22 protein-coding genes are annotated in these 21411 nt (G+C 72.2%); 8 read left to right on the top strand and 14 right to left on the bottom strand.

What is annotated here, in order from left to right; translation table 11 throughout:
• The first annotated feature begins 12 nt into the window (after positions 1-12).
• Entirely contained in the window at positions 13-897 is an 885-nt protein-coding gene (locus tag ABD340_RS40500; protein ID WP_344596570.1) for an NAD(P)H-binding protein, read from the top strand.
• 11 nt (positions 898-908) lie between these two features.
• Here the strand turns inward: ABD340_RS40500 and pcrA are convergent, their stop codons facing one another.
• Positions 909-3170, bottom strand: coding sequence for a DNA helicase PcrA (gene pcrA, locus ABD340_RS40495; protein ID WP_344596569.1), 2262 nt, complete (start codon positions 3168-3170; stop codon positions 909-911).
• A 327-nt stretch (positions 3171-3497) separates the two neighbouring features.
• Between pcrA and ABD340_RS40490 the strand changes: the two genes are divergently transcribed.
• Positions 3498-4961 carry a gluzincin family metallopeptidase gene (locus tag ABD340_RS40490; RefSeq protein ID WP_344596568.1) on the top strand — a complete coding sequence of 488 codons (1464 nt, stop codon included), beginning with the start codon at positions 3498-3500 and terminating at the stop codon, positions 4959-4961.
• Between the two features lie 112 nt (positions 4962-5073).
• Positions 5074-5379 (top strand): protealysin inhibitor emfourin, encoded by a 306-nt coding sequence (locus ABD340_RS40485; protein WP_344596567.1) that lies wholly within the window; start codon positions 5074-5076, stop codon positions 5377-5379.
• 91 nt (positions 5380-5470) lie between these two features.
• Here ABD340_RS40485 and dhaM read toward each other — a convergent pair whose 3' ends face one another.
• The 3 genes from dhaM to dhaK are packed head-to-tail and all read right to left on the bottom strand — an operon-like array spanning position 5471 to position 7489.
• On the bottom strand, positions 5471-5851 hold the full coding sequence (gene dhaM, locus ABD340_RS40480; protein ID WP_344596566.1) for a dihydroxyacetone kinase phosphoryl donor subunit DhaM: 381 nt from the start codon (positions 5849-5851) through the stop codon (positions 5471-5473).
• Positions 5852-5861: 10 nt separating this feature from the next.
• Positions 5862-6497, bottom strand: coding sequence for a dihydroxyacetone kinase subunit DhaL (gene dhaL / locus ABD340_RS40475; RefSeq protein ID WP_344596565.1), 636 nt, complete (start codon positions 6495-6497; stop codon positions 5862-5864).
• Positions 6494-7489 (bottom strand): dihydroxyacetone kinase subunit DhaK, encoded by a 996-nt coding sequence (gene dhaK / locus ABD340_RS40470; protein WP_344596563.1) that lies wholly within the window; start codon positions 7487-7489, stop codon positions 6494-6496. The genes dhaL and dhaK overlap by 4 nt, the downstream gene beginning before the upstream one ends.
• A 154-nt stretch (positions 7490-7643) precedes the next feature.
• Between dhaK and ABD340_RS40465 the strand changes: the two genes are divergently transcribed.
• Positions 7644-8327, top strand: a complete 684-nt coding sequence (locus ABD340_RS40465) for a PIG-L deacetylase family protein (RefSeq protein ID WP_344596794.1) — start codon at positions 7644-7646, stop codon at positions 8325-8327.
• 172 nt (positions 8328-8499) lie between these two features.
• Here ABD340_RS40465 and ABD340_RS40460 read toward each other — a convergent pair whose 3' ends face one another.
• The 3 genes from ABD340_RS40460 to ABD340_RS40450 form a co-directional block, all read right to left on the bottom strand.
• Positions 8500-9033 carry a phosphotransferase-like protein gene (locus ABD340_RS40460; protein ID WP_344596561.1) on the bottom strand — a complete coding sequence of 178 codons (534 nt, stop codon included), beginning with the start codon at positions 9031-9033 and terminating at the stop codon, positions 8500-8502.
• A 69-nt stretch (positions 9034-9102) separates the two neighbouring features.
• Positions 9103-9732, bottom strand: coding sequence for a LuxR C-terminal-related transcriptional regulator (locus ABD340_RS40455; protein WP_344596559.1), 630 nt, complete (start codon positions 9730-9732; stop codon positions 9103-9105).
• Positions 9729-10892: an ATP-binding protein gene (locus ABD340_RS40450; RefSeq protein ID WP_344596557.1), complete on the bottom strand. Its 1164-nt coding sequence runs from the start codon at positions 10890-10892 to the stop codon at positions 9729-9731. The genes ABD340_RS40455 and ABD340_RS40450 overlap by 4 nt, the downstream gene beginning before the upstream one ends.
• A gap of 145 nt (positions 10893-11037) precedes the next feature.
• Between ABD340_RS40450 and ABD340_RS40445 the strand changes: the two genes are divergently transcribed.
• Together ABD340_RS40445 and ABD340_RS40440 are read left to right on the top strand one after the other, a co-directional pair.
• On the top strand, positions 11038-12327 hold the full coding sequence (locus tag ABD340_RS40445; protein WP_344596555.1) for a PspC domain-containing protein: 1290 nt from the start codon (positions 11038-11040) through the stop codon (positions 12325-12327).
• Positions 12320-12556 carry a hypothetical protein gene (locus ABD340_RS40440; RefSeq protein WP_344596554.1) on the top strand — a complete coding sequence of 79 codons (237 nt, stop codon included), beginning with the start codon at positions 12320-12322 and terminating at the stop codon, positions 12554-12556. The genes ABD340_RS40445 and ABD340_RS40440 overlap by 8 nt, the downstream gene beginning before the upstream one ends.
• 93 nt (positions 12557-12649) lie before the next feature.
• Here ABD340_RS40440 and ABD340_RS40435 read toward each other — a convergent pair whose 3' ends face one another.
• The 6 genes from ABD340_RS40435 to ABD340_RS40410 all read right to left on the bottom strand — a co-directional run bounded on the left by ABD340_RS40435 (position 12650) and on the right by ABD340_RS40410 (position 18293).
• Positions 12650-13879, bottom strand: coding sequence for a glycerate kinase (locus ABD340_RS40435; protein ID WP_344596552.1), 1230 nt, complete (start codon positions 13877-13879; stop codon positions 12650-12652).
• Positions 13880-13893: 14 nt separating this feature from the next.
• Positions 13894-15312 carry an SLC13 family permease gene (locus ABD340_RS40430; RefSeq protein ID WP_344596550.1) on the bottom strand — a complete coding sequence of 473 codons (1419 nt, stop codon included), beginning with the start codon at positions 15310-15312 and terminating at the stop codon, positions 13894-13896.
• 140 nt (positions 15313-15452) lie between these two features.
• Complete coding sequence (locus ABD340_RS40425) at positions 15453-16118, bottom strand: response regulator transcription factor (protein WP_344596549.1); 666 nt, start codon at positions 16116-16118, stop codon at positions 15453-15455.
• Positions 16115-17557, bottom strand: a complete 1443-nt coding sequence (locus ABD340_RS40420; protein ID WP_344596548.1) for a sensor histidine kinase — start codon at positions 17555-17557, stop codon at positions 16115-16117. The genes ABD340_RS40425 and ABD340_RS40420 overlap by 4 nt, the downstream gene beginning before the upstream one ends.
• Complete coding sequence (locus tag ABD340_RS40415; RefSeq protein ID WP_344596546.1) at positions 17547-17813, bottom strand: hypothetical protein; 267 nt, start codon at positions 17811-17813, stop codon at positions 17547-17549. The genes ABD340_RS40420 and ABD340_RS40415 overlap by 11 nt, the downstream gene beginning before the upstream one ends.
• A 57-nt stretch (positions 17814-17870) precedes the next feature.
• Positions 17871-18293 (bottom strand): cupin domain-containing protein, encoded by a 423-nt coding sequence (locus tag ABD340_RS40410; RefSeq protein WP_344596544.1) that lies wholly within the window; start codon positions 18291-18293, stop codon positions 17871-17873.
• Positions 18294-18549: 256 nt separating this feature from the next.
• Here ABD340_RS40410 and ABD340_RS40405 point away from each other — a divergent pair, with 256 nt between their 5' ends.
• Together ABD340_RS40405 and ABD340_RS40400 are read left to right on the top strand one after the other, a co-directional pair.
• On the top strand, positions 18550-20079 hold the full coding sequence (locus ABD340_RS40405; protein WP_344596542.1) for an alkaline phosphatase D family protein: 1530 nt from the start codon (positions 18550-18552) through the stop codon (positions 20077-20079).
• Positions 20080-20121: 42 nt separating this feature from the next.
• Positions 20122-20430, top strand: coding sequence for a hypothetical protein (locus ABD340_RS40400; RefSeq protein ID WP_344596540.1), 309 nt, complete (start codon positions 20122-20124; stop codon positions 20428-20430).
• Between the two features lie 219 nt (positions 20431-20649).
• Here the strand turns inward: ABD340_RS40400 and ABD340_RS40395 are convergent, their stop codons facing one another.
• A complete protein-coding gene (locus tag ABD340_RS40395) occupies positions 20650-21126 on the bottom strand; it encodes a hypothetical protein (RefSeq protein WP_344596538.1) in 477 nt (158 codons plus the stop codon).
• Positions 21127-21411 lie beyond the last annotated feature (285 nt).

Below are 21411 nucleotides of genomic sequence, written 5' to 3'. Positions count from 1 at the left end.
AAGGAGCTGAACGTGTCGCGCACCGTGCTGATCACCGGAGCCACCGGAACCGTGTCCACCCCGCTGATGAACGCGCTGGAAGGGGCCGATGTGAACCTTCGTGCCCTCGTCCGCGACGAGTCCAAAGCGGACGGCCCGCGCGAGCGGAACGCCGAGGTCGTCATCGGCGACCTCGATGACGCCCGGTCACTCCCGCCGGCCTTCGAGGACGTGCAGGACGTATGGCTGCTCACCCCGAACGGCCCGCGCGCTCCCGAGAACAACATGAACGCCGTGTGGGCCGCACGCCAGGCCGGTGTGGAGCGCATCGTGCGCTTGTCGGTCGTCGGCGCGGCACACCACGCGCCGAACCGCAGCGGCAGGCTGCACGCGCTGTCCGACCGGGAGACCGAACGGTGCGGCCTGCGCTGGACGATCCTGCGTCCACACTGGTTCATGCAGAACCTGCTGAACGAGGCGGGCGACATCTCCGCCACCGGCACGTTCTCGCTGAACATGGCCTCGACGGGGATCGGCATGATCGACGTACGCGACATCGCCGAGTGCGCCGCCAGCGTGCTCCTCGACGACCCGGATCGCCACCACGGCGAGACCTACACGCTCACCGGCCCGCGCTCGCTGACGTTCGACGAGGTCGCCGACCAACTGGGGCTCGCTCTCGGCGGCTCCATCACATACCTGCCGGTCAGCGACGACGCCAAGCGCAAGACACTGCTCGGCTCCGGCGTTCCGAAATGGACCGTCGACATGCTCGAGGAGTACGCGCAGGCATATGTCTCCGGCTGGGGAGACTTCACCACCGATACGGTCGCGGACCTTCTCGGCCGCCCCCCGCGCGACGTCGCCGACTTCGTCCGCGACCACGCCGCGGCATTCACCTCAGCCGGCGACAGCTGAAACGCCGACGGTCAGAGCTTCTCCACCGGGGCGTAGCGGAGGACCAGGCGCTTGACCCCGTACTCGCCGCCGAAGTCGATGCTGGCGGCGGCGCGGTCGCCGGCGCCGTCGACGGTGACCACGGTGCCCAGGCCGAACGAGTCGTGGGTGACCTTGTCGCCCGCCGAGAGCGTGGGAATGGGCCGGTTGCCCGGGGAACGCACGCCGGGCCGGGCGGCCATCCGCGACATGGCCGGGGACGAGGAGGACGACGCCTCGCGTTCCCACTTCATCAGCCTGTCCGGGACCTCGGCCAGGAAACGGGACGCCGGGTTGACCTGCGGGGCGCCCCACGAGCTGCGCATGGTGGCCCGGGTCAGGTAGAGCCGCTGCCGGGCCCGGGTGATGCCGACGTAGGCGAGCCGGCGCTCCTCTTCGAGCTCCTTGGGGTTGCTCATGGCCCGCAGGTGCGGGAAGACGCCGTCCTCCATGCCGGTGAGGAAGACGACCGGGAACTCCAGGCCCTTGGCGGTGTGCAAGGTCATCAGCGTGACGACGCCCTGCTCGGTCTCGTCCGGCTGCTCGCCGGGCGGGACGGGGTTGCCCTTGGGGCCGCCCGGGATGGAGTCGGCGTCGGCGACCAGGGCCACCTGCTCCAGGAACTCGACCAGGCGGCCCTCGGCCGATTCGCCGTCCAGCCGCTCTTCGAACTCGCGGGCGACGGCCTCGAACTCCTGCAGGTTCTCGATGCGGGTCTCGTCCTGCGGGTCCTTGGACGCCTGCAGTTCGGCGACGTACCCGCTCTTGGTCAGGACCTGGTCGACCAGATCGGCGGGCGTCAGGGACTGGGCGGAGGCGCGCAGGTCGTCGAGGAGGGCGACGAATTCGCGGACGGCGTTGATCGAGCGGGTGGCCATGCCCGGGACGTCCTCGGGGCGCCGCAGCGCCTGCCAGAACGAGATCCGCTCCCGTGCCGCGTACGCCTCCACGCACGCCTCGGCGCGGTCGCCGATGCCGCGCTTGGGGACGTTCAGGATCCGGCGCAGCGAGACGGTGTCCTCCGGGTTGCCCAGGACGCGCAGGTAGGCCAGCAGGTCGCGGACCTCCTTGCGCTCGTAGAACCGGACGCCGCCGACGACCTTGTAGGGCAGCCCGACCCGGATGAAGACCTCTTCGAACACACGGGACTGCGCGTTGGTGCGGTAGAACACCGCGACATCGCCGGGACGGACCGCGCCGTCGTCGGTGAGCCGATCGACCTCCTGCGCGACGAACGCGGCCTCGTCGTGCTCGTTGTCGGCGACATAGCCGATGATCTTGTCGCCCTCGCCCTGGTCGGACCAGAGCTTCTTGGGCTTGCGGTCGGCGTTGCGCTCGATCACCGCGTTGGCGGCCGACAGGATCGTCTGGGTGGAGCGGTAGTTCTGCTCCAGCAGGATGGTGGTGGCCTGCGGGTAGTCGCGCTCGAACTCCAGGATGTTGCGGATCGTGGCGCCCCGGAAGGCGTAGATCGACTGGTCGGCGTCGCCCACCACGCACAGCTCGGCGGCGCCCACCCCGTCGACCGGGGCGGTCAGCTCGCGGACCAGCTCGTACTGGGCGTGGTTGGTGTCCTGGTACTCGTCGACCAGCACGTGCCGGAACCGGCGCCGGTAGTGCTCGGCGGCCTCCGGGAAGGCCTGGAGCAGGTTGACCGTCAGCATGATCAGGTCGTCGAAGTCCATCGCGCCGGCCTGCTGCAGCCGGGCCTGGTACATCTCGTAGGCCTCGGCGAGCGTCTGCTCCATGTGGGTGGAGGCCCGGTCCTTGCACGTCTCGTAGTCGATCAGCTCGTTCTTGAGATTGCTGACCTGGGCGGAGAACGATTTGGGCGGGTAGCGCTTGGGGTCGAGGTCGAGCTCGCGGCAGACCAGTGCCATCAGGCGCTGCGCGTCCGCCTGGTCGTAGATCGAGAAGCCGGACGGGAAGCCCAGCCGCTTGGCCTCGCGGCGCAGGATCCGCACGCACGCGGAGTGGAAGGTCATCACCCACATCGCGCGGGACCGGGGGCCGACCAGCGCGTCCACCCGCTCCTTCATCTCGGCGGCGGCCTTGTTGGTGAAGGTGATCGCCAGGATCTGGCCGGGGTGGACGTCCCGTTCGCTCAGCAGGTGGGCGATCCGGTGGGTGAGCACCCGGGTCTTGCCCGAGCCGGCACCGGCGACGATCAGCAGCGGCCCGCCGGAGTGCACGACGGCGTCGCGCTGCTGCGGGTTGAGGCCGTCGAGCAGGGAGTGGACTTCGGTCTTCGACATCACGTGCGAGTCTACGGCCCGCCACCGGTTCTTGTTGGCGGCTCCGGGGTCGTCCGGGCAAGTGATGCGCACCCCGTCCGGGCGCCGGGACCGGCGATCGGCGGCCGCCGGTCCGGATGCGGACAAAGGATCGCCCACAGTCGGACCCAGGGTTGACTGATCTTTCTGACCGGCGGAATGTGGGCCGGGCGGAGGGGTACGGCTTCGGCATCGGCTTCGACGTCGATCTTTGGGACATGCACCAGCCATCTCGACTGGGATTCTTGACGTCTACGCAGGTCGCAAAGCGTCACTAGGCACTTACATACGGACATGAAAGGTGCATCGATGACGATCCACCAGCAGGACATCCTGCGCCAGCACGAACTCGAGCAGGCAAGCGCGCGCGTCAGCGTCCCCCCGGCGCGGGAGGAGGAGATCCCGCAGCTCGTCCGCATGGAGGGAGCGGCCGCGACGCCCGCTCCGCAGTCCGTTCCAGTCCCGGTGCCGGAAGTGACCGGCCACCGCTTCCTGATCTACAAGCAGGACCCGTCGGTCCCCCAGCTGGGCGTCCGGGTGAGCTTCATCCCCAGCGTCGTCCTGAACGGCCCGACCGACACCCGCATCACGACCCAGCTCGACGGCATCACACCGGTCGCCCGCAACATCAACGGCGACTTCGTCTTCCCGGTGAACTCGCCGCAGTTCGACTGCGCGCACACGTTCGCCGTGGCGCGCCAGACGCTGACCATGTACGAGCGCCACCTCGGCGGCCCGATCCGGTTCGCCTGGAACACCGGCGGCAACACCGAGCGGATCACCGTGCACCCGCGCGCGGGCGTCGACCGCAACGCCTTCTACAGCCGCACGGGCAAGGTCCTGAAGTTCTTCTTCTTCACGCCGACGGGCCAGCCCCAGCCGATCTTCACCTGCCGGTCCCTCGACATCGTCGCGCACGAGATGGGGCACGCGATCCTGGACGGGCTCAAGCCCGGCTGGCTGAGCGCGGGCAACCCGCCGCAGACCGGCGGGCTGCACGAGGCCTTCGGCGACCTGACCGCCGTCTTCCTCACCCTCGCCCAGCCCGACCAGGCCGAGGCGCTGGTCGCGATCACCCGCGCCAACCTGCACGACAAGAACTTCCTGTCGGCGGTGGCCGAGGAGTTCGGCAAGGGGCTGGGCCGCGACTACGGCCTGCGCAACGCCGACAACGACCTCAAGCTCAGCCAGGTCGGCAACGAGGTGCACGACATCTCGCAGGTGTTCACCGGCGCGATCTACGACATCCTCGCCGACATCTACGCCTTCGAGCTCCGCCGCCAGATCGACTCCAAGGACCCGACGGTGCTGCTCATCGAGGTGGCCCACCGGCTCTGCAACCTGCTGCTGAGGGCGATCATCGGGTCCCCGCCGATCGGCGCCAAGTTCGTCGACGTGGCGAACAAGATGCTGCAGCTGTCCGCCGAGGACCGCGAGCCGGCGATCTACCGGACCTTCATCCGGAACCGGTTCGCGGTACGCGAGATCACCACGGTCGCGGCGCCCGAGCTGCAGGACCTGATGAGCGGGCGCGTCGACCTGGCCAACCCCGAGTACACCGGGGACGGCAGCGACGTCACCGAGGTCCAGATCCGCGACGAGAAGTCGGCGAGCCTGCGCGCCGAGCAGAACCGGAGGGGCTGCTGCGGCACCATGCAGATGCCCGAGTACAAGGTCATCGACCCGGAGAAGCTCAGCAAGGGGGGCCCGCTGGACGACGACGACATCCTCGCCGACCAGATGGCCGAGCTGCGCCGGGCCTTCTCGAAGTAGCACGCGCGGTACGCACGCCCAGTGCGGGGAACGGGACTCCTCCCGTTCCCCGCGCCCGTGAGCGGGCACGATGGGGTGGCCCGTCCAGGACGGCGAAGAAGGCGAGGGCGGTATGCGTGTGACGGTGGAGCGCGTCGGCGGTTTCGCCGGCGGGGCGACCGTGGTGGCGGACTACGACACCGCGGAGCTGCCGGAGAAGGAGGCGGCCAGGGTGCGGGAGGCCGTGGAGTCGTTCAGCGAGGCGCGGGTGCGCGGTCCGATGGGCGAGATCGGCGCCGATCTGCCCGGCTACCGGATCTCGGTGAGCGAGCCGGGCGGCGCCGCCCCCGACGTGTTCGACATCCGCGGCGACCCCTCCGCGGAGGGGGCCGCGCTGCAAGATCCGCTGGACGTCCTGCTCCGCGGTTCCGCCGGGTAGGACGGTTCAGGGCAGGCCCCACGTCCCGGTCGGACGGTTCCGCACCCCGCAACCGACCGGGACGTGGCTTTCCCGCGCGGCGGCCCAGGGGTCAGCTCTTGCGGTGGTCGTAGGCGGATTCGGCGGCGCCCACCACGGCGCCCAGGTCGGCGCCGGTCGCGGCCATCGACGCGGCGGCGACGGCGCCTTCGACCAGCGGCGCGTCGGCCAGCACGACATCGCCCTCCGCCTCGTCGATCACCAGCTTGGCGGTGAGCACCGAGCTGCCCAGATCGGCCAGCAGCACCACCCCGTCCCCTTCCTGAGCCAGCTCCAGGGCCCGTTCGACCAGCTCGACGCTGGTGCCGAGGCCGCCTTCGGAGTCGCCGCCGGCGGGCTCGACCACCGCCTTGCCGACGCCCATCGCGCGGGCCAGTTCGGCGACGCCCTCCGCCAACATCCTGCTGTGGGCGACCACCACGATCCCGACCATCAGATCCCCCTCATTTATTCACCGTGTCGGCCAGCGCGCGCAGGATGACGACGGTGGACGCGGCGCCGGGGTCGAGGTGCCCGGCGCTGCGCGCCCCCAGGTAGCTGGCCCGTCCTTTGCGGGCCTGCATCGGCACCGTCGCCTCGGCGCCCTTCTCGGCGGCCGCGACGGCGGCCTGCACGCAGGTCACCAGGTCGCCGCCGCCCTCCAGCGCGGTCCCGTACGCGGCGGCGGCGGGGGCGAGCGCGTCCACGATCGTCTTGTCGCCCTCGGCGGCCTGGCCGAGCTCTTGCACCCCGTCCAGCGCGGCCCGCAGCGCGGCGCCGAGCGTGCCCGCGTCCACTTCGCCGGCGTCCCCGAACGCCTTGCCCGCGCGGCGCAGCGCGGTGCCGTACAGGGGGCCGGACGCGCCGCCGGTCTTGGACACGATCGCGCGGCCCGCGGCGATCAGCGTCCTGCCCGGGGTGGCGGTGCCCGGCTCCGGAAGCGCGGCGACGGCGGCGGTGAAGCCGCGGTCGAGGTTGTGGCCGTGGTCCCCGTCGCCGATGGCGGCGTCCAGCCGGGTGAGCCGTTCGACGTCGGCGGAGACCAGTTCGGCGGCGCGCCGGATCCACCCCGCGGCCGCCGCCGAGTCCAGACCGGTCATCGGCCCCACCGCAGCCCCGGGGTCTCGACGGGCGCGTCCCACAGCCGGGTCAGCTCGGGCGTGAGGCGGCACACCGAGACCATGCAGCCCGCCATCTCCAGGCTCGTCACGTACGGGCCGACCAGGGGCCGCACGGCGGTCGCGCCGTGCCCGGCGAGCCAGTCGGCCACCGCCGCGTAGGCGACGTACTGCTCGATCAGCGGGGTGCCGCCCATGCCGTTCACCAGCACGAGCAGTTCCGAGCCGGCCAGCGGCATGTCGGCGTCGATGGCGGTGAGCGCGGCGTCCACGACCTCGGCGGCGGGCATGGCCTTGGCGCGCTCCCGGCCCGGCTCGCCGTGGATGCCGATGCCCAGCTCGATCTCGTCCTCGCCCAGCTCGAAGGTCGGCTGCCCGGCGGCGGGCACGGTGCACGGCGACAGCGCCACGCCGAAGGAGCGGCTGCGCTCGTTGACCTCCCGGGCCACTGCGGCGACGGCCGCCAGGTCGGCGCCCTCCTCGGCCAGCGCGCCGGCGATCTTCTCCACGAACAGGGTGGCGCCGGTGCCGCGGCGGCCGGCGGTGAAGGTGCTGTCCTCCACCGCGACATCGTCGTTCACCACCACCGGGACGACCTCGATGTCCTCGTCCTCGGCCAGTTCGGCTGCCATCCGGAAGTTCAGGACGTCGCCGGTGTAGTTCTTGACCACGTGCAGGACGCCGGCGCCGCCGTGCACGGCCATGGTGGCGGCGAGGATCTGGTCGGGGACGGGGCTGGTGAACACCTCGCCGGGGACGGCGGCGTCGAGCATCCCGTACCCGACGAACCCGCCGTGCAGCGGCTCGTGGCCGGAACCGCCGCCCGACACCAGGGCCGCCTTGCCGGTGCGGGGCGCGTCCGCCCGCACGATGATCCGCTCGTCCGGGTCGACCCGCAGCGAGGGGTGGGCGGCGGCCAGCCCGCGCAGCGCGTCGGCCACCACGTCCGCCGGGGCGTTGATGAGTTTGCGCATGTCTCAGCTGTACCCCCGGACGGGCTCCCGTCCCAGGCCCGGCCGCACGGGTTCGGGGCCCGCCGGCCGAAGATCAGGATTGGCGGGGAGCGCTTAGGCTGGAGGCGTGACTAGCGTTCTCGACGACAGCGAGATTCAGCGGGTGCTGGCCGTGATGGCGCACCCCGACGATGTCGACTTCAGCAGCGCCGGCTCGATCGCGGGATGGACCGGGCAGGGCGTCGAGGTCGTCTACCTGATGGTCACCGACGGCGACGCGGGCGGCTTCGACGACGGCATCACCCGCGCGGAGATGGCCGAGTTGCGGCGGGACGAGCAGCGCGCGGCGGCCAAGTCCGTGGGCGTGACCGACGTGCGGTTCCTCGGCTACTCGGACGGCCGGGTGGAGGCGACCCTGGACCTGCGCCGCGACATCGCCCGGGTGATCCGGCAGGTGCGTCCGGACCGGGTGGTGACCTCCAGCCCGGAACGCAACTACCAGCGGATCTACCCGAGCCATCCCGATCATCGGGCGGTCGGGTCGGCGACGCTGGACGCCGTCTATCCGGACGCGCGCAACCCGTACGCCTTCCCGGAGCTGCTGGCCGAGGAGGGCCTGGCGGCGTGGACGGCGCGCGAGGTCTGGCTGAGCGGCGGCCCGTCCGCCGACCATTACGTGGACGTGACCGAGTTCCTGCCGCGCAAGCTCGCGGCGCTCAAGGCGCACGCGAGCCAGACCGCGCACCTGGGCGACGGGCTGGAGGAGATGGTGCGGGCCTGGCTGGGGTCCAACGCGGCGGCGGCGGGGCTGCCGGAGGGGCGGTTGGCGGAGGCGTTCCTGGTGGTCAATACCACCTGACTGTGTTTATTTCAATCCCGGCCCAGAGTGCTCGCCTGGCGGCTCGCACCCTGACCGGGTTTGGTGCGAGCGCGACATCGCTTCGCGATCTGCCCGGTGAAGCTCGCCTCCGGCGTCGCCTCACCGGCCAGGTAGCGCACTCGCGCGGCGACTGAGGCAACTGCCGAGACGTTCAGTCGTGGGGGACGGCGCGTTCCAGGATCTCGTTCACGGTCTCCTCTACGGTCTGGTCCGAGGTGTCCAGCCAGAGGCCGATCCGCGGAGTGGTCTGGCGCAGCACCTCGTCGAGGTCGTCGACGGTGAACGCGCCGTAAGCGCGCTTGGGCCGCGCCATCTCTCTCTCGGCGACGACCTTCGGCTGCGGGGCCAGCACCACCACGTATAGAGGCCGCGTACGGATCTGGGCCGCGACCCAAGGAAGCATGTCGCCGAGCACCACGTCCTGGAGCACGACGTCGAAACCGGCCTCGGCGTAGGTGTCGACGGCATCGGCCGCCAGGCGGTAGCGCAGCCGCAACTGGGCCAGGGCCTCCTTGGTGGGGTCGGGGCTCATGTCGGCGCGTCCGCCCACGATGAAGCGGCGGAAAGCGTCGCCCCGGACGTGCGCCGACCGCGGCAGCCGTTCGGCCAGCGCCTGGGCCACCGTGGACTTCCCGGCCGCCTGCACGCCGGTGATGAAGAAGACCCGTGCTGCGTTACCGTCCATTTTCCCCAGCGAACATTAGCGACATTTACGATCACAGTGGCACATCCGGCCGCCGTCCGCACTCTCCAATCAGACGAGGCGGCGGGCGGCGGCCCAGCGGGAGAGTTCGTGCCGGTTGGACAGCTGCAGCTTGCGCAGCACGCTCGACACGTGCGTCTCGACCGTCTTGACCGAGATGAACAGCTCCTTGGCGATCTCCTTGTACGCGTAACCCCGCGCGATCAGCCGCAGCACCTCGCGCTCGCGCTGGGTCAGCTGGTCCAGCTCCGGGTCGACGGCGGGGACGTCGCTGGCGGCGAACGCGTCCAGGACGAAACCCGCCAGGCGGGGCGAGAAGACCGCGTCGCCCTCGGCCACCCGGGCGATCGCGTCGGTCAGCTCCGGACCGGAGATCGTCTTGGTGACGTAGCCGCGCGCGCCGCCCCGGACGACGCCGATCACGTCCTCGGCGGCGTCCGACACCGACAGCGCCAGGAACCGGGACGGCACCGAGCCGTGCAGGCGGCGCAGCACCTCGATGCCCCCGCCGCCGGGCAGGTGCACGTCCAGCAGGACCACGTCCGGCTTCCGGTCGCGGATCACCGCCACCGCCTCGTCGACGTCGCCCGCCTCACCGACGATCTCCACCCCGTCGCCCAGCTCGGCCTTCACCCCGGTCCGGAACATCTGGTGATCGTCGACCAGCACCACGGTGTTCATGTCTTTTTGATCTCCAGTCGTACCTCGGTGCCCTCGCCGGGCGCGGTGCGGATCCTGGCGGTCCCGCCGTTGCGCTCCATACGTCCGATGATGGACCCTCGCACGCCCATCCGGTCCGCCGGGATCTGCTCCAGGTCGAAGCCCTTGCCCCGGTCGCGGACGAAGACGGCCACGTCGTCGCCCTCGACCTCGGCGTACACCGAGACCGACGGGGCCTCGGCGTACTTGGCGGCGTTCACCATCGCCTCGCGGGCGGCCTGCAGGGCGGCGCCGAGCCGCTCGTCCAGCTCGGTGTCGCCGACGCACACCACCTCGATCGGCACGCCGTGGTCGTCCTCGACCTCGCCGGCGATCTGCCGGATCGCGGCCGCGAGGGTCTGGTCCGGGTCGGCGCGCGGCTGGTACAGCCAGGTCCGCAGGGTGCGCTCCTGGGACCGGGCGAGCCGCTGCACCTCGCGGGAATCGTGCGCGTTCCGCTGGATCAGCGTGAGGGTGTGCAGGACGGAGTCGTGGACGTGCGCGGCCAGCTCGGCGCGCTCCTGGGAGCGGATCCGCTCGTGCCGCTCGGCGTCCAGGTCCTGCCAGAGCCGCACCACCCACGGGGTCACGATCACCGCCACCCCGGTCAGGATGATCAGCATCGCGATGATCACGGAGCGGGCCTGCGCCACGTCCACCCGCTGCGCCACGAACCCGCCGATCCCGCCGACGACCAGCAGCATGCCCAGCACGCTGCGCAGCCACTTCTGCCGCAGCGGGACGACCCAGCGCTGCCGCTGGTCGCGATCGGCCTGCTGCCAGAGGATGGAGGCGCCGACCCCGACCACGACGAACGGCCACAGCGCCACCTGCTCGAACCCCGCGCCCCAGGTCAGGGCGGTCAGACCGGCGGCCACCGCCGTGTAGGCCAGCAGCTGGCCCCAGTCGGTGCCGGCCCGCCGGGACGGCGCCTTCTCGGACGCGGGCATCGGCACCAGCGTCCAGAACGCGATGTAGGCCATCACGCCCAGACCGCTGGCCAGGGTGAGCAGCACGAACGCGCCGCGCACGTAGACGACGTCGACGCCGAGATGGATCGCCAGGCCGCGGCACACCCCGGCGAGCAGCCGGCCTTCGCCGTGCCGCTCCAGCCGTGCCGGCGCCGCCTTCTCGCTCACCATCGCACTCCCCACGTTAACGATCGTCACATCGCCCGGCCAGGGCCGCATCAGGGCGCTGCCCTGATCAGGTTGCGGTTTTCCTCAGGGGCGGGTCAGGGGCGTCCCGGATACCGCGCGCGGGTGGCCGGGCGCGACGATGGGGACCATGGCGGACGAGCAGAACGCGCCCGGCCCCCGCTCGCGGCTGTCCCGCGAAACCGAGGGCCGCGTACTGGCCGGGGTGTGCACCGGCCTGGGACGGCACACGGGCATCGACCCCGTGGTGTTCCGGATCGGCTTCGCGATCCTGGTGCTGGCGAACGGGCAGGGGATCCTGCTGTACGTGGCCGCGGCGCTGTTCATGCCCGCCGCGCCGGACCGGCCGGCGCTGCTGGAGCAGCTGTTCCGGCGCCGGTTCGACGCCGCCGGGACGCTGTCGATCCTCGGCGCGCTGCTGTGCGCGGCGGTGGCGATCAGCCTGATGGGGAACGGCCTGCTGGGGCCGAAGCCGCCGACGGCCGTGGTCGCGACGGTGACGGTGACCGGGCTGGTCATGCTGGTCGCGCACGCCCGCGGCGTGGATCTGGGCGCGGTCGCGCGGGCGTTCCCGGAGCGGCTGCACGGTTTCCCGCTGGAGCCGGAGCGGCCGGCGGCGACGCGGGGACGGGCCGGCGGGTCCGTCTCGCTCGAGAAGGACTCGGACGGGGGCGGGGGCCGGTTGCCCGAGGGGATGATCGATCTCGCCGCGCTGAGCCGTCCCGCGGACACGCCTGCCGAGGCCTCGCCGAAGGAAAAGGCGCCGCAGTGCCGGGCCGGGGGCCCGCCCGCGCAGAAGGTCGGGAAACGGCGTCCGGCGCTGACGTCCATCACCCTGCTGGCCGGATTGGCGGTCGCGGCCGCGGTGTGGCCGGTGGCGCAGACCTACCCCGGACCGCAGTGGGCGATGCTGGTGACGGCGTCCGCGCTGGCCGTCGTGGGGTGCGGGCTGCTGATGGGCGGCTGGTTCCGGGCGCACGGGCTGGCCACCATGGGCACCGTCCTGACCTGCGCGCTGCTGACCACGTCGGTGGCCGCGGAGGCGCCCCGGGACGCCCGCTACGGGGAGGTGGAGTGGCGGCCCATGGACATCGCCGGCACCCAGCAGGAGTACAAGATCGCGGCGGGAAGCGGGCGGCTCGACCTCACCGCGCTGCCTCTGAAGCCGGGGCAGCGGATCACCGTCAACGCGCAGATCACCTTCGGCGAACTCGACATCACGCTGCCGCGGAGCGCCCGGGTGGAGATCGACGCCAGGGTGACGCTGGGCGATCTGGCGCTGGCGGGCCGGACGATCGGCGGCCCCGGCGCCCGCGCGAACGAGGTGCTGGAGCCCGAGCCCCCGGAGGTGCGGAATCCGCCCGTGATCGCGCTGCGGATCCGCGGCAGGCTGAGCGATGTGCAGGTGACCCGTGTCTGAACCGGAACGCACCGACGACGCCCGCCCCGCGGAGGGCCGGGGACGGCGCGGGTTCGATCCCGGGTCCGCGGTGACCGGGCTGTTCTTCCTCGCGGTCGCCGGGATCTTCATCGCCGCGGCGCTGTCCGGCGATCCGGTCGCGGACCCGCGGATGCTGGGCCCGGCGCTGCTGGTCGGACTGGGCGTGGTGGGGATCGTCCGGGTGGCGACCCGGTCGCGCCGGCACTGAATATTTCCGCCCGGACGGCGCTGAACGTGGCCGGGCAGCTCACCGTCCCGGTGCTGGTGGCCCGTTCCGAGAAGCTGCTGGACGAGGACGTCTTCAACGCCGTCCCCGCCGAGCCGACCGCCGCGTCCGCGCCCGCCGGGGAGCGGAAGGCCCCCGAGCCCGCCACCGCGTGAGCGCGGTGCCCAGGAGCACCATGCGCAGGGCGCGTTCGGCGCCGTCGGCCAGGAACTCCTCGCCCCGGGACATCGCCTCCGCGAGGTCCACCGGGGCGGGGAGGATCCCGGCGAACGCGTCGATCCCGCTGCCGTAGACCAGGTGGGCGTCCGGGCCGATCGTCCCGGCCAGGGCCAGGACCGGCTTGCCGTACCGCTTGGCCCGCCGCGCCACCTCGGCGGGGATCTTGCCGCGCGAGGTCTGCCGGTCGATCGCCCCCTCGGCGGTGATCACCAGATCGGCGCGGGCGAGCAGCCCGTCCAGGTCCACGTGCTCCAGGAGCACCTCGAAGCGCGGCAGCAGCCGGGCGCCGACGGCGGCCAGGCCCGCGCCGAGCCCGCCCGAGGCCCCGGTGCCCGGCCCGGTGCGCAGATCGAGCCCGGCGGGCACGCCCAGGTCCCGTTCCAGGACGCCGGCCCAGCGGTGCAGGGCCCGGTCGAGCGCCTCCGCCTGTGCGGGGGTCGCACCCTTCTGCGGCCCGTAGACGCGTGCCACGCCGTGCTCTCCGCACAACACGTTCCAGGGGTTGCAGGCGACCAGGAGTTCGGTGCGGGCCAGGCGCGGATCGAGCCCGGCGACGTCGATCCGGTCCAGCCGGGACAGCGCGGCCCCGCCCGGCGGGAGGTCGTTCCCCGCCGCGTCCAGCAGCCGGGCGCCGAGGGCCCGCAACGCCCCCGCGCCGCCGTCCGAGGTTCCCGAGTCTCCGCAGCCGACCAGGATCCGGCGGGCACCGCCGTCCAGCGCCGCGGCGATCAGCTCGCCCACTCCGGCGGTGGTCGTCCGGCCCGGATCGCGCGCGTCCGGCGGGACGAGCCGCAGCCCCGCCGTCGCCGCCATCTCCACCACCGCCGTCCGCGGCCCCGGCCCGCCCATGATCGCGTAGTGCGACTCCACCGGCCGTCCGACCGGGCCCATGGTGACGCGCGGCACGATCCACCCGCCGGTCGTGCGGGCCAGCGCGGCCGCCGAGCCCTCGCCGCCGTCGACCAGCGGCAGCGGGTCGACGGCGGCGCCCGGGACGACCCGGCGCACCCCGCGGGCGATCCCGGCCGCCACCTGGTCGGCGCTCAGCGACTCCTTGAACCCGCTAGGGGCGATGACGATCCGCAACGGACACTCCTTGCTCAGCGGGTGATGGGCAGGCCGAGGAGCGGCCACGCGTACAGCGCGAAGGCCAGCACCAGCACGGCGGTCAGCGGCGCCAGCACCGCCGAGACCCGCAGCAGGTCGCGCGGCGTGTACGTGTCGACGCCCTCGATCCGGTGGAACAGCGCGACCGGCTTCGCCGACGAGGGCAGCGTGAGGCAGAACCCGGCCGCCGCGGTGGACGCGAAGGCCGCCGCGGCCGGTGAGATCCCCGCGCCCAGGGCGGCCGTCATGACCAGCGGCACCAGCACGCTCGACCGCGCCGATCTCGACTGCAGCACCAGGTGCGCCAGGAGGCTGACGGCGATCACGCCGCCGAGGAACAGCCAGGCGGGCGGCGGGCCGCCCCCGCCCCGGCCGCCGAAGAGGCCGCCGGTGATCCAGGCCGCGGCGCCCGACGACGTCAGCGCCGCACCCATGGCCATCGTCGCGGCCATGAACAGCAGCATCGACCACGGGACGGTCTTCAGCGCCTCGCCCAGCCGCACCGTGCCGAGCCACGGCGAGCAGCCGACGACCGCGCCGACCAGCGCGACCACTGGGGGCGGCACGCCGTGCAGCGGCTCGCTGCACCACAGCACGACCACCACCGCGAGCAGCGCCGCCGACCGCGCCTGCTGGTCGGTGAGCCGGCCGGTGACGCGCGTCCCGGCGGCCGCGCCGATCTCCTCGGCCCGGATCGACACGGGACGGCGGCGGTCCTCGCGGGTCGTGGTCATCAGCAGGACGACCTCGGTGGCCAGGTGGGACGAGACGATCGCGAGCGGCGCGCCCAGCAGCAGCCACCGGACGAAGCCGATCCGCTCCCCGGTGGCCCGGGCCAGCATCTCGGCCGTGATGAGGTGCGCGCCGGCGCCGATCAGGGTGGCGACGGCCGACAGCAGGATCACCGCCGGGAAGATCAGCGCGAGCGCCAGGACGACCCGGTGCCGCTCGCGCAGCGCGGCCGCCAGCGCGAGGAAGACCGGCAGCGCCAGCGCCGCCCGTCCCGAGGTGGCGGGGATCGCGAACGCGCTCGCGACCAGCGCGGCGGCGGTGAGGTGGGCGAGCTGCCGCACGGTCCGCGCGCCCGAGACGAAGAACGCCGCCGCGCGGGTGGCGAGCCCGGTCCGGGTCACCCCGGCGGCCAGCACGAACGCGCAGATCAGCAGCCAGATGGTCGGGTCGCCGAGGCTGCCGAACAGCACGTCGGCCTCCAGCGCTCCGGCCGTGACCAGCACCAGGCCGCCCGCCAGCGCGACGTAGGTGTCGTCGATCGGACTGAACATCCACAGCAGCGTCGCGACCGCGAAGACGGCGAGCGTGACGCGCCCGGACGTGCCGAGCCCGTCGATCCCGAACGCGACGGCCGCGCAGACCGTGCCGGCCGCGGCGGCGAGCAGTCCGTACCTGACCACCGTGCGCGTCTCATCGACCGCTGTTCGCACCGCTCCGCCAGCCCCCGCAAATCGCCCGGTTCAACCTGATATGTCGATCCTGCGAGAGGGCGGTGAGCCGATCATGAACGGCACATGAGGCCGTCTTCATCCACCGGCGGTCAGGGCAGCCGGTAGCCCATCCCCCGCACGGTCTCCACGCACCCGTCCCCGAGCTTCTTGCGCAGCGCCCGCACGTACACGTCCACGATGTTCGAACCGGGATCGAAGTCGTACCCCCACACGTGCGAGAGGATCTGCTCGCGCGACAGCACCTGCCCGGGATGGCGCAGGAACAGCTCCAGCAGGACGAACTCGCGCGCCGTCAGGTCGACCGTCCGGTCCCCCGCGCGGGCCCGCCGCGTCCGCAGGTCCAGGGTGAGGTCCCCCGACCCCGACCGCAGCAGCGTCGCCTCCGGCGCCCGCCCCGGCCCGCGCAACCGCAGCCGCACCCGCGCCAGCAGCTCCTCGAACCGGAACGGCTTGGTCATCCAGTCGTCCGCGCCGCCCTCCAGTCCCGCCACCGTGTCCTGGACGGAGTCGCGCGCCGTCAGCACGATCACCGGCGTGGAAACCTGGGCCTCGCGCAGCGCCCGCAGCACGGTGAACCCGTCCCGGCCCGGCAGCCCGATGTCCAGCAGGATCAGGTCGAAGCCGCGGCCGAACGCCTGCGCCAGCGCCGCCTCGCCGTCCTCGGCCACCGACGTGCTGAACCCGTTGGCCCGCAGCCCCTTCTCGATGAACGTGGCGATCCGGTGCTCGTCCTCCACGATCAGGATCCTGCTCAACCGCCCCTCCCGCCGTCGCCCCGGCCCGCCCTCGGCAGGTCGAGCTCGAATGTCGCGCCCTCGCCGTGCGTCCCGCCCAGGCGTACCGTCCCGCCGTGCCCGGCGGCGATCGCCCGCACGATCGCCAGGCCCAGCCCCGCCCCGGTACGCGGCCGCCGCCCGCCGGACGCCGTCGTCGCAGTCCCGTGCGCGAACCGCTCGAAGATGCGGTCCGCGTCATCGGGATGCACGCCCGGTCCCGAGTCGGCGACCCAGAGCCGCACGCACGCGTCGTCCAGAGCCGACCCGACCCGCACCACGTCGCCCGGCCGCGTGTGCTGGACGGCGTTGTGCGCCAGCTGCGCCACCGCCTGCGTCACCCGCTGCGGATCGACCCGCGCGTCGCCCTCGCCTATCCCGTCCAGCACCCACTCGCGGTCGCCCAGCGCCCGCACCTTCGCGTAGATGTCGCTGGTCAGCTCGGTCACCGGGACCCACTGGAGCTGGACGAAGTCGGGCCGCTCCGCCTTCGCCAGCAGCAGCAGGTCCTCCACGATGCGGCTCATCCGGTCCAGCTCGTCGGTGACCAGCCGCACCGTCTCCTCGCGCTCGACCGGATCGTCGCCCATCAGCTCCAGATGGCCGCGCACGATCGTGATCGGGGTGCGCAGCTCGTGCCCGGCGTCGTCGACGAACCGCCGCTGCGTCGCGAACGCCCGGTCCAGCCGGTCCAGCATCGCGTTGAACGTGGCCGCCAGCTCGCCCACGTCGTCGCGGCGCCGCACCGGGATGCGGCGCGCCAGATCCTGCTCGGTGATCTCGGCGGCGGTGCGGCGGACCAGCCGCACCGGGGCCAGGATCCGTCCCGACACGATCCAGCCGATCCCGGCCCCGCACAGCAGCGCGGCGCCCGAGACCCCGCCCATCACCCGCATCATCCGGCCCACCTCGGCGAAGTCCCGCTCGATGAAATAGGCGATGACGAACGTGGCGGGCCGCCCGCCGCCCGCCGCCGCCGTCTCCACCTTGGCCCAGCGGATCTCCCCCGCCGGGCTGCCCGTCCGGCCCGAGGGACCGGGCGCGGCCAGGATGCGGCGCATGACGGCCGCGTCGTCAGGGAGGTTGTACGGGCCCTCGCGGTCCTGCCGCAGGATCCGCCCGTCCGACATCACGCCGAGCAGGATCTCGTCGTCGTCGGCGTGCTGGCGGCTCAGATGGGTGAACAGCAGCCGGCCCGCGTCCGCGAACGGGCGCCCGGTGTCGGGATCGCGGCCCACGCGGGCGAACCGCTGGAACTCCCGGGCCTCCTGCTCCAGGAGCTGGTTGCCGTCCCCCTCGACCTCGGCGATCAGGACGGCCCGCACGACCAGCCCGACCGAGCCCAGCGCGACCGCCATGACCGCCACCAGCCACAGCAGGATCCGCATCCGGGCCGAGACGCCGGGACGGTCAGCCGTCATCCGCGTCGTCGTCCCCGATGTCGTCGTCGTACACCGGCGGCGGAGCGGGAACGAGCGAGGGCGCCTTCGTCGGCGTGCGGCTCGGGCTCGGCGGGCCGGTCGACCGGGGGCCGCCGCCGTCCCCGACCCGGACCTGCGCCGGGACGTCCGGCTCGCCCGGCGAGTCCGAGAGGGCCTGGCTGATACCCGCGATCCCCAGCGGGACCGCCACGATCGCCCCGATGACCGCGACCCGCTGCACGATGCTGCTGCTCATGCCGTCGAGGCTGCCGTGCGGCGGGAAACCCCGGATGAGCCCAGGATGAGGATTTCTTCATCCGCAGGCGAGGCCGCCGTGCAGGGTGATGGCGTACGCGGGACCCGGATTGGTCAGCTCGTGCGTACGTCCACCGCCGTGCACGCGCACCCGGTTGGCGCGCAGCGGGCGCCGCACCACCCCGTCCGGAGTGATCCGCACCTCGGCCAGCTCACCCGCGATCAGCGTGCTGACCTCGTGGTCGTGCACGTCGGTGCGGTGCCCGGGCGGCCAGGTGATCAGCCACAGCCGGACGCCGTCGGCCTCCTCCAGCGGCACCCGCACCGGGCCGGTCTCGAACCTGACCAGATGCCACCAGTCGCCGGGACTGGCGCTCAGCGCGTGAATACGGGCGGCCAGCTGCCCCACCGTCGGGGGACGCCGGACGAGGGCACGGCCGTGCGGGTCGTCCTGGCCGCGCATCGTGATATCGGGAACCATGCGGAAGGTCCTTCGGAAGCCGGAAAGCGAACGAACTGGCTCAACGACACGAAGGACGACACAGCGCGCTGGCCACGCGGCGGAGGGCCACGGGGCAACCAAGAGAGATTCGCGCTGGCACGACACCAAGGAGACCTTGGTCAACGGGCGTTGTCAAGTCGATCAGAAGAAGGGCCCGATATGTCCGGTGTTCACGCGTCAGCCACCGGTCTCGGCGAGCATGCGACCGCAACTCACCCCGAGAACGGAGACGCCGATGATGCCTGACCGACGGAGCGTCCTCCGAGGCGGCCTCGCCGCGGGCGGAGCGGCCCTGGGCGGCCTGCTCGGCGGCGGCGCGGCCGCCGCCTCCCCCGGGCTGGTCCGCGCCGGCCGCCCCCAGCTGACCCACGGCGTCCAGACCGGCGACGTCACCGCCCACGAGGCCGTCGTGTGGGCCCGGTCCGACCGTCCCGCGCGGATGATCGTCGAGGTGAGCGGGCGCCCCGACTTCAAGGACCTCAAGCGGATCCCCGGGCCCGTCCTGACGCCCGACACCGACCTGACCGGCAAGACGTTCCTGCGCGGCCTGCCCGCCGGACGCGAACTGCACTACCGGGTGCGGCTGGCCGACGGCTCGCTGCTGTCCGAGGCCGTCACGGGACGGCTCCGCACCGCGCCCACGCACCGCGCCGACATCGGCTTCGTCTGGTCGGGCGACCTGGCCGGGCAGGGCTGGGGCATCAACACCGAACTGGGCGGCTACCGCATCTTCAAGGCCATGGGCGCCGTCGACCCCGACTTCTTCCTGTGCAGCGGCGACCTGGTGTACGCCGACGGCCCCCTCGCCGAGACCGTCGCGCTGCCCGACGGCCGGACCTGGCGCAACCTCGTCACCCCGGAGAAGACCAAGGTCGCCGAGACGCTCGCCGAGTACCGCGGGCAGTTCCGGTACAACCTGCACGACGCCAACCTGCGCGCCTTCAACGCCCGCGTCCCGATGATCTACCAGTGGGACGACCACGAGGTCACCAACAACTGGTACCCGGGCGAGATCCTCGACCTGCCGCAGTACACCGAGAAGCGCGTGGACGTGCTCGCCGCCCGCGCACGCCGGGCCATGTTCGAGTACACCCCCACCAAGGGGGACCGCCTCTACCGCCGTCTCTCCTACGGCCCCATGCTGGACGTCTTCGTCCTCGACATGCGCACCCACAAGGACCCGAACGGCCCAAACAACTCCGCGTCCCAGACCAACGGCGTCCTGGGCGCCGAGCAACTCGCCTGGCTCAAGCGCGAACTGCGCCGCTCCACGGCCACCTGGAAGGTCATGGCCGCCGACCTCCCCATCGGCCTCATCGTCCCGGACGGCTCAGCCGCCCAGGAAGGCATCTCCCAGGGCGACAACGGGGCTCCCCTGGGCCGCGAACGAGAAATCGCCGACCTGCTCTCGTACGCCAAGAAGCACAAGGTCCGCAACATGGTGTGGCTGACGGCGGACGTCCACTACACGGCGGCGCACTACTACGACCCGGCCAAGGCCGCGTTCAAGGACTTCGACCCGTTCTGGGAGTTCGTCACCGGCCCCCTGAACGCCGGCGCCTTCGGCCCGAACAACCTCGAAGGGACCTTCGGCCCGCAGTTGGCCTTCCGCAAGACGCCCCCGCGCGCCAACACCTCCCCCGCCGAGGGCTACCAGTTCTTCGGCGAGGCCGCCATCGACGCCGCCTCAGGCGAGTTCACCGCCCGCCTCCGCGACATCGACGGCAACACCCTCTACTCCAAGTCACTGCGCCCCATCCGTTAGAACCACTACACAGCCGCTGCCGAGCGGCGACCATGGGGTCTTATGAACGACTATGTCGTGAGCCTCATCCGCACCTGGGTCCCGGTCGCCGTCGGCGCGGCGCTCACCTGGCTGGCCACGAAGGCGGGCATCGTCCTGGACGACGACACCAGCGCGATGGCCACCACTGTCGCGGTCGGGTTCGTGACCGCCACCTACTACGCCGCGGCCCGCGCGATCGAGCAGAAGTGGCCGAAGGTGGGCCGCATCATGCTCGCCCTAGGCCTGACCGGCGCCCGAACCCCCGCCTACCAGACCCCGGCTCCCCCGCAGCAACCCCAGTCGACCCCGCAAGCACCACCCGCAAACTGAGCCACCGCCCGCCTCGTCCAGAAGTGAACTCGGCCCACTGGACGCCGTCCAAAAGGCCCAGGCTCGGCGCAACCTGGGGCCTGACGGTCCCGTACATCCTCCGCTTTGCGGCAGATCGACACGCGCACGGCGACCCGCGATATCGAGGCAGTTGTCCTGCATACGCCTGCGCCGGGGGGACCGTCTTGAGTGCTCCGGCGCAGGCGTGTATGAACCGGACTACTGGCGGTCGAGGTGCTGGAAGCAGCCGGACTCGTCGCCGAGCCAGATGGTGGGCTCCCCGACCAGGGCCGAGTAGGAAACCGTGGCGCCGCTGGCCGCGGTGACGGTCACGTCGACGCGCTCGAGGTGCCAGTCGTCCAGGTCGGCTGCGCTGTTGGCGCGCGCGCCCTCGAAGCGGATGTACACGGGCCTGTTGTGCAGGTCGCCGAGGGTGCGTTGGGGGTCGCGGGGGTCGTTCCACTCGGGCCGCTCGACGTTGTGGCCGTCGCCGAAGATGTAGAGGTTGCTGCTGTACTGCTGGAAGTCGTCGATGTCTGCGCGGGCCAGGCGGAACTCGCGGCCGGCGATGCCCAGGAACACCTTGCTGTCGGGGATGGCGTTGCCCAGGGTGCCGTCGGTGTGGTCGCCGCCGGTCCAGACGTTGGCGGAGATGGAGACGATCGGGTCGGTGCTGAGGATCGGGTCGGTGGCCATGCATCCTCCCGGTTGTTGCCTAAAGCAGTCATTTGACTACTCTCAGTGAGATTTCCCTGGTTACCTCTGAGGCCATCCAGGCCGAGTGGCCACGTTCATGTCGCAAAGTGACATGCGATGCTTACTATGAGTGCGTCTCACCGAAGGCCCTGTGCATCGGTGCATGGCGTGGTGGGTCGCCGAACGCCAGGGTCTAGCGATCGTAAGCACGCTTCTCGGCTCGGCCAACGCCCCGGCGTACGAGCGGCCGCACCGGCAGCATCGCCCTACGGGTCGCGACCGGTC

The organism is Actinomadura vinacea, from assembly GCF_039532545.1.
Lineage (GTDB): Bacteria > Actinomycetota > Actinomycetes > Streptosporangiales > Streptosporangiaceae > Spirillospora > Spirillospora vinacea.
The sequence above is the reverse complement of the archived record's forward strand: the minus strand, read 5'-3'. Positions and strand labels throughout refer to the sequence as shown.